The sequence below is a fragment of the Embleya sp. NPDC005575 genome (assembly GCF_040605455.1).
Classification (GTDB): Bacteria; Actinomycetota; Actinomycetes; order Streptomycetales; family Streptomycetaceae; genus Embleya.
Genome location: NZ_JBEXCV010000268.1, coordinates 1 through 7,030 on the forward strand (window position 1 = coordinate 1; position 7,030 = coordinate 7,030).

Sequence of the window (7,030 nt, forward strand, 5' to 3'; positions counted from 1 at the left end):
CGGGCAGCGCGCGGCCGGCCTCGGCAGCGGCCTCGTCGGCGGTGCGGCCGGGGCGTACGTCGAGCACGGCGCGTTCCTCCAGGGCCCGCACGATCGCGCGAAAGCGTTCCCGGACCGCCTCGTCCCAGCGACCTTCGGCGGCATGCGCGTCGGCGGCCGCGCGGTGCTCGGCGGCCGACAACGGCCCCCGGTCGCCGTACAGCGGGAGCTCGGCGCGGCGGGCGGTGCGCAGCGGGCCCAGTCGCAGCCGCAGCACCACGAGCGCGGCGATCACCAGGAGCAGGATCACCACGAGGCCGAGGTCGCCGCCGGGGCTGTGGTCGCCGGCCCGGGAGATCAGGTCGCCCAGGTGGTCGAGGAACCAGTCCAGGGCCCGGCGGACCGGGCTGGGGTCGTTGCGGTGGTATTCGGTGCGCGAGAGCTCGTCCCGGGCGGCATCCCGCGCGTCGTCGCGCGGGATGTCCACCGGGTCCCAGTCCCCGACCAGGATCGCGAGCGCGTGGCGGGTCACGCCGACGCGGGTCCCGAGACCGCGTCGCCGCCGGGCTCCTCGTCCAGGACGCCGGCCGCGCGGGCGAGGTCGAGGTCGAGTGCCTCGCGGCGGATGCGCTGGTCGATGTAGAGCAGTGCGGTGGCGCCGGCGGCGAAGGGGTAGAGCAGTGCGGCGGCGATCACCGAGCCGACGCCGGTGATGAGCAGGTCGACGAAGGAGGGGTCCGGGACGTCGGAGGGCTTGGACGCGGTGATCGCCGAGATGCCGTCGGAGGCGAGCAGGAACGGCGTCTGGATGATGCCGCCGACGATCGTCATGATCAGCGCGATCAACAGCAGGATGCCGCACACGCGCCACCACGAGCCGGTGACCAGCTTGCGCGAGCGCTCGAGCGATTTGCGCACCGACTGCTTCTCCAGCATCAGGGTGGGGCCGGCGAGGGAGAGGCAGACGTAGAGGTAGACCGCTGCGACGATGCCGCCGATCATGCCCGGGAGCAGCAGCAGGGCGCCGAGGCCGTCGGCGCCCAGGGCCAGCAGGAGCAGGCCCGGCAACGTCGCCACCAGGAGTGTGCCGACCGGGATCAGCCACGTGGCGAAGGTGACGCCGAGCAGGCGCGGGAGCAGCGGGCGGACCGCCGTCCAGGCCTGGGCGGCGGACATGGCCTTGGCGATCACGGCGCGGCTGACCACGACGGTGAGCATTGCGGTGGCGGCGATCTGGCCGAGGGTGGCGACCACGATCGGCACGATGACCAGTGCGGCGGTGTCGCGCAGGTAGCGCCACGCCTCCTCGCCGGTGGGCTCGTCGCTCAGGTCGCTGGGCGAGAACTCGCGGTTCAACAGCCAGGTGACCGGTACTTCGAGGCATTGGGTGAGCAGGGCGACCACGACGGCGATGCCGATCATGACCTTCCAGTGCGCGCGCATGGCGGCGAACGCGCCGTCGAGGATCTCGCCGACGCTCAGCGGGCGCAGCGGGATCACGCCGGGCTTGGCGGCCTGCACGTAGGGGCCGTTCCAGCCGGGAGGCGCGCCCCACAGCGGCTGCTGTTGGGGGGCGCCCCAGCGCGGGTCGGGACCCGAGCCCTGCTGCGGGGTTCCCCAGCCGGCGGCGGGGGGCTGGACCGGGGCCCAGCCGGGGGCCGGGGCCTGGGCCCGGGGGCCGGGCTGTTCCGGGGTCGAGGGCTCGTCGGGGGCCGGGGGCTTGTCCAGGGACGGGGGCGTGGCCGACGGCTGCGAGGCGGGGGCGGGCCGGTCGGGTGACGTGGCGTCGTCCGCCGGGCGTTCTCCGTCCGGCCCCGGGGCGTCCGGGATGGGCGGGCCGGGCGAGTCCGTCATGCGATTGCGCTCCTCGTCCTGATCGAGTGGTGACTCATCGTGGCATGCCTGCGTGGGACCCGGATGAACGGGCGGCCATCGGATGCGGTTCGCTCGGTTCGTGAGGGCACATCGACTCGACCGCGGGGGCGACGTCGAGCGCGCGCCGCACGTTCCGGCGCCGGTCCGCCGGGCGTCGGTGGGGTCGGCGGCGGTCGGGTTCGTGGCCGAAACGCCCGTTGCGCCGGTCGGCAGGTCGGCGTACGGCCCGACATGCGATGTGACTCCGCATTCTTTCCGGCAGTATTTGTCATATTTTGGGGTGTTTTGTCGTCGATGGACGCGGCCGGAATCGGTCGGATGAGTGCAGGTCACAATCCGGTAATGCGACGATGATGCACATGAAGGGACGCGTCCTCATCGTTGACGACGACACCGCACTGTCCGAGATGCTCGGCATCGTGCTGCGTGGCGAAGGGTTCGAGCCGTCGTTCGTGGCGGACGGCGACAAGGCACTCCAGGCTTTCCGGGATGTAAAACCGGACCTGGTGCTGCTGGACCTGATGCTGCCCGGCCGTGACGGCATCGACGTCTGCCGCCAGATCCGTGCCGAGTCCGGCGTGCCGATCGTGATGCTCACCGCCAAGAGCGACACGGTCGACGTCGTGGTCGGGCTGGAATCCGGAGCCGACGACTATGTGATCAAACCGTTCAAGCCCAAGGAGCTTGTCGCTCGCGTGCGGGCTCGCCTGCGCAGAGCCGAAGAACCCACCCCGGAGCAGTTGGTGATCGGCGATCTGGTGATCGACGTGGCCGGCCACGCCGTGAAGCGGGACGGGCAGAACATCGCGCTGACCCCGCTGGAGTTCGACCTCCTTGTCGCACTCGCCCGCAAGCCCTGGCAGGTGTTCACCCGCGAGGTGCTTCTCGAACAGGTCTGGGGATACCGACACGCGGCCGACACCCGCTTGGTGAACGTGCATGTCCAGCGGCTGCGCTCGAAGATCGAGCGCGACCCCGAGCGTCCGGAGACGGTGGTCACCGTGCGCGGGGTCGGCTACAAGGCGGGGCCGGCCTGACCTTGAGTTCGCTTCGGTGAGCACCGCACAGCGGTCGCCCTCCCCGTCGGCCTGGTCCCTCGCCCTGCGTCGTGTGCGCGGCGGCGTGGGCCGGGTCATGGCGTTGTGGAACAGATCGATCCAGTTTCGCGTCGTGGCCACCACATTGGTGTTGTCCGTCGCGGTGATGGTGCTGCTCGGGGTCGTGGTGGTCGGTCAGGTCCGCAACGGCCTGCTGGACGCGAAGGTGGCCTCCGCCCGGTCCCAGGCCCAGGGCGGGTTTGCGGATGCCCGTGCGCAGGCCGACGAGATCGCCACCAGCCCGGGCCGGCACGTCCAGGTGCCCACCGGTGTGCCGGCCGGCACGGCGTCCGGCAACCGGGTGAACACCGGCGACTGGCTCAACGCGCTGGTCAAGCAGCTCTCCAGCGGCGGCCAGGGGGTGTACGACGTGGCCGCCACCAGTCAGGACACGGCGGACAATCCGCCCGGGTCCGGCCGCAGCCCCCGCGCGTCCGGCGACGTGGTGCCCGACGCGAGCGTGCCGGCCGCGCTGCGCCGCGAGGTCGGGCTCAAGCAGGACGTGCCACTGCTTCAGTACACCCAGATCGTGCGCGAGGGCCAGCACGGCGACGGCCCGGTCGAGACCACCCGCGAGGCGGGTCTGGTGGTCGGCGCGCAGCTGGAGGACCCCGACGGCGGGTCCTACCAGCTCTACTACTTCTTCTCCTTCGGCCCGGAGGAGAAGACCCTGGGCCTGGTGCGCAGCACGCTGGCCACCGCCGGGGTCTTCCTGGTGCTGCTCCTGGTGGCGATCGCGGCGCTGGTGACCCGGTGGGTGGTCACCCCCGTCCGGATGGCGGCGCGGATCGCCGAACGGTTGGCCGCCGGTCGCCTGGAGGAGCGCATGCGGGTGGTCGGCGCGGACGACCTGGCCCGGCTCGGCTCCTCGTTCAACAAGATGGCCTCCAATCTGCAGAACCAGATCCGGCAGCTGGAGGAGCTCTCACGGGTGCAGCGCCGGTTCGTCTCGGACGTCTCGCACGAGCTGCGCACCCCGCTGACCACCGTGCGCATGGCCGCCGACGTGCTGCACGAGGCCCGCGAGGACTTCGACCCGGCCACCCGGCGCTCGGCCGAGCTGTTGCAGAACCAGCTGGACCGGTTCGAGGCATTGTTGTCCGACCTGTTGGAGATCAGCCGCTTCGACGCGGGCGCGGCCGTGCTGGACGCCGAGCCGGTGGACCTGCGCGACCTCGTGCGCCGGGTGGTCGAGGGCGCGGAGCCGCTGGCCGAGCGGCGCGGCAGCCGGCTGGTGGTGCGCGTGCCGGACAAGCCGTGCGTGGCCGAGGTGGACCCGCGCCGGATCGACCGGGTGCTGCGCAACCTGGTGGTCAACGCGGTCGAGCACGGCGAGGGTCACGACGTGGTGGTCTCCGTGGCCGGCGGCGAGGACTCGGTCGCGGTGGCCGTGCGCGACTACGGCGTGGGCCTCAAGCCCGGCGAGTCCTCGCTGGTGTTCGCCCGCTTCTGGCGGGCCGACCCGGCCCGGGCCCGCACCACCGGCGGTACCGGGCTGGGCCTGTCGATCGCATTGGAGGACGCGCACCTGCACGGCGGCTGGCTCCAGGCGTGGGGCGAGCCGGGCGGCGGCTCGCAGTTCCGGCTGAGCCTGCCCAAGACCGCGGGCGGCGAGCTGGTGCGCTCTCCGCTGCCGTTGGAGCCCGAGGACTCGCGGGCCAATCGGGGCCTGGGCCCGGCGGGCTCGCCGTATCGGCGCACCGCGCGCTCGGCCGGCCCCGCAGGAGGCAATCGATGAGGCGGATCGGCAGGTTCCTGGCCCTGATGTGCGTGCTGTGCACGCTCGGCGCGTGTGCGTCCATGCCGCACAGCGGCAGCGTGCGCGAGGCCGCCAAGGGCGGCAGCAAGGACCAGGGCCCGGAGCAGCAGGTACGGGTGTTCGCCGTGCCGCCCAAGCCGGGCGAGCAGCCGCACGGGATGGTCGCCGGCTTCCTGGAGGCGGTCACCAGCGACGAGCCGGACTACACGACGGCGCGCGCCTACCTGGCCCCGGAGGCCCGGGCCAAGTGGGTGCCCGGCCGCGAGATCGTGGTGCTCGAATCGATCGCCCGGATCGAACTGGTTCCCGGCTCGGACGAGCGGACCTACCAGGCGGAGGTGTCCGGCACCCGGGTGGGCACGGTCGACAACCGCAACGCCTACCAGCCCGAGCAGCAGCCGAACGCGCAGTACCGGGCGACCCTGCAACTGCGCCTGGGTACCGACAACCAGTGGCGAATCGCCGACCTGCCGGACGGGCTGATCCTGTCCCGGGCCGAGTTCCACCGGATCTACCGGTCGGTGAACACCTACTGGTTCGCCACCGCGATGCCGGTGGGCAAGGACATCCTGGTGCCCGACCCGGTCTACCTGCGCAGCCGCGTCGGGCTGACCTCCGCGCTGGTGCGCCAACTGGTGGACGGGCCCACCGACTGGCTGCGACCGGTGGTCGAGAGCGCGTTCCCGGGGGGCACCGAACCCGCCGACCGGGTCGTCTCGATCGAGGACAACCGGATCGCCCGGGTGCAACTCAACCGGCAGGCCAGGCCGGCCCAGAGCAAGGGCTGCGAGCGGATGGCCGCACAACTGCTGTACACGCTGCGCCAGGTCTCCGGGGTGGACTCGGTCTCGATCACCGGCGGCGGCGCGCCGATGTGCTCGCTCTCCGACAACGACGCCGCCCAGTACGACCCCGGGCGGGCCGCCAGGACGTCCGCGCCCACCGGCTACTTCATCGCCAAGGGCAACGTGGTCAACGTGGTGCCCGGCCCGAACGGCAATCCGCCGGTGCTGCCCGGACCGTTCGGCGACGGCACCTACAAGGTCGACCAGATCGCCGTCTCGCGAGACCCGTTCCGCCGTCGGATCGCGGGCATCGACACCAACGGTCGCCGCCTGATGGTCGGCGATGTGGACGGCCACGGCGAGGTCCAGGAGTGGCTGACCACCGGCCCGGCGTCGCTGCTCAGCCCGACCTGGGACGGCCGCGGCGTGTTGTGGGTGCTGGATCGCACCAAGGACGCCGAACGGGTGCTCGCGCTGTACGAGGACGAGCGCAAGCAGATCACCCGGGTCTCGGTCGACGTGCAGGGCATCACCGCCTCGCGGATCACCGGCCTGCGACTGTCCCCGGACGGCACCCGCGCCGCGCTGATCGTGGACAACGGCAAGGTGCTGATCGGCCGGGTGGAGCGCCGGGTGAGCAACGGAGCGGTGGCCATGACGATCGCCGCGCCGCGCTCGGTGATCCCCTCGCTGGTCGAGGTCAAGGCGATCTCCTGGAACGGCCCCGACCGGCTCGTGGTGCTGGGCAAGGAGGGCCAGGGCGCGTTGGCGCCGCAGATCGTGGACATCGACGGCGGCCTCTCGGTCTCGGTCGCCTCGGTCAACGGCATGCTGCGCATCGCGGCACCGGACGGCTCGGAGCAGCCCCTGTTGGCGGACTCCGGCGAGGAGAACATCTACCAGTTGTCCCAGGGCAACAACTGGACCAAGGTGCACAGCGGCCTGTACCCGGTCTATCCCGGCTAGGTCCGCGTCCCCGTTCGGCCGGGGCCGCGACCGGGGTCGGTCATCGGTGCCCGCCTGCGGCGCCGGCGCCCGATCCGGTGGGATCGGAGCGGATCGGGGGTTGGGCCGGCTCGATTGTCCGCCACGGCGCGCCATGACCGGATCGGGTGATTCCGCGTGCCGAGGATCCGCTTCGGGGCCGGCGCCGTGCGAGCTTGGACGCATGGAACGGCGTCGGGTGCTCGCGGCATGGGCCGACCTGGTGCTGCCCGTGTGCTGCGCGGGCTGCGCCGAGCCCGGTGCGCTGCTGTGCGGGCGATGCCGCGCGGTGTTCGCTCCGGAGCCCGCGCCCGTGCGACCGACCCCCGCGCCGGAGGGACTTCCGCCGGTGCACGCGATCACCGCGTACCGGGGGCCGGTGTGCTCGGTGCTCGCCGCGTACAAGGAGCACGGCGCACGCCGGCTGGCGCACCCTCTGGGCGACGCGCTCGCGCGGGCCGCGGCGGCCGGGCTGCCCGATCCGGCCGGGTCCACCCTGCTGGTCCCGACCCCGGCGGCGCACCGCGGCCCGCGCCGAGGGCACCGGGACC

The 7,030-nt window shown here is 72.6% G+C and carries 5 protein-coding genes and 1 pseudogene; 4 read left to right on the forward strand and 2 right to left on the reverse strand.

Translation table 11 applies throughout. The features are described from left to right. The coding region (locus ABZS54_RS41435) for a hypothetical protein (protein ID WP_355548144.1) at positions 1 to 511 on the reverse strand (511 nt) is incomplete at its 3' end. After that, positions 508 to 1,833, reverse strand: coding sequence for a hypothetical protein (locus ABZS54_RS41440; protein WP_355548146.1), 1,326 nt, complete (start codon positions 1,831 to 1,833; stop codon positions 508 to 510). The genes ABZS54_RS41435 and ABZS54_RS41440, both read right to left, overlap by 4 nt. A 380-nt stretch (positions 1,834 to 2,213) precedes the next feature. On the opposite strand from ABZS54_RS41440, the gene mtrA reads away from it, so the two are divergent. The 4 genes and pseudogenes from mtrA to ABZS54_RS41460 all read left to right on the forward strand — a co-directional run. Further along, positions 2,214 to 2,891, forward strand: a complete 678-nt coding sequence (gene mtrA, locus ABZS54_RS41445; RefSeq protein ID WP_026219725.1) for an MtrAB system response regulator MtrA — start codon at positions 2,214 to 2,216, stop codon at positions 2,889 to 2,891. Between the two features lie 97 nt (positions 2,892 to 2,988). Further along, positions 2,989 to 4,689 carry an MtrAB system histidine kinase MtrB gene (mtrB, locus tag ABZS54_RS41450; protein ID WP_355548152.1) on the forward strand — a complete coding sequence of 567 codons (1,701 nt, stop codon included), beginning with the start codon at positions 2,989 to 2,991 and terminating at the stop codon, positions 4,687 to 4,689. Further along, positions 4,686 to 6,461 carry an LpqB family beta-propeller domain-containing protein gene (locus ABZS54_RS41455; protein ID WP_355548149.1) on the forward strand — a complete coding sequence of 592 codons (1,776 nt, stop codon included), beginning with the start codon at positions 4,686 to 4,688 and terminating at the stop codon, positions 6,459 to 6,461. Before mtrB ends, ABZS54_RS41455 begins: the two co-directional genes overlap by 4 nt. A gap of 202 nt (positions 6,462 to 6,663) precedes the next feature. Beyond that, positions 6,664 to 7,030: pseudogene (locus ABZS54_RS41460) on the forward strand (ComF family protein); the annotation flags it as partial.

What these genes read in the sequence shown, in the direction of transcription:
- mtrB (WP_355548152.1), top strand. Translation starts at nt 2,989, where the DNA reads ATGGCGTTGTGGAACAGATCGATCCAGTTTCGCGTCGTGGCCACCACA.
- mtrA (WP_026219725.1), top strand. Translation starts at nt 2,214, where the DNA reads ATGAAGGGACGCGTCCTCATCGTTGACGACGACACCGCACTGTCCGAG.
- ABZS54_RS41455 (WP_355548149.1), top strand. Translation starts at nt 4,686, where the DNA reads ATGAGGCGGATCGGCAGGTTCCTGGCCCTGATGTGCGTGCTGTGCACG.
- ABZS54_RS41440 (WP_355548146.1), bottom strand. Translation starts at nt 1,833, where the DNA reads ATGACGGACTCGCCCGGCCCGCCCATCCCGGACGCCCCGGGGCCGGAC.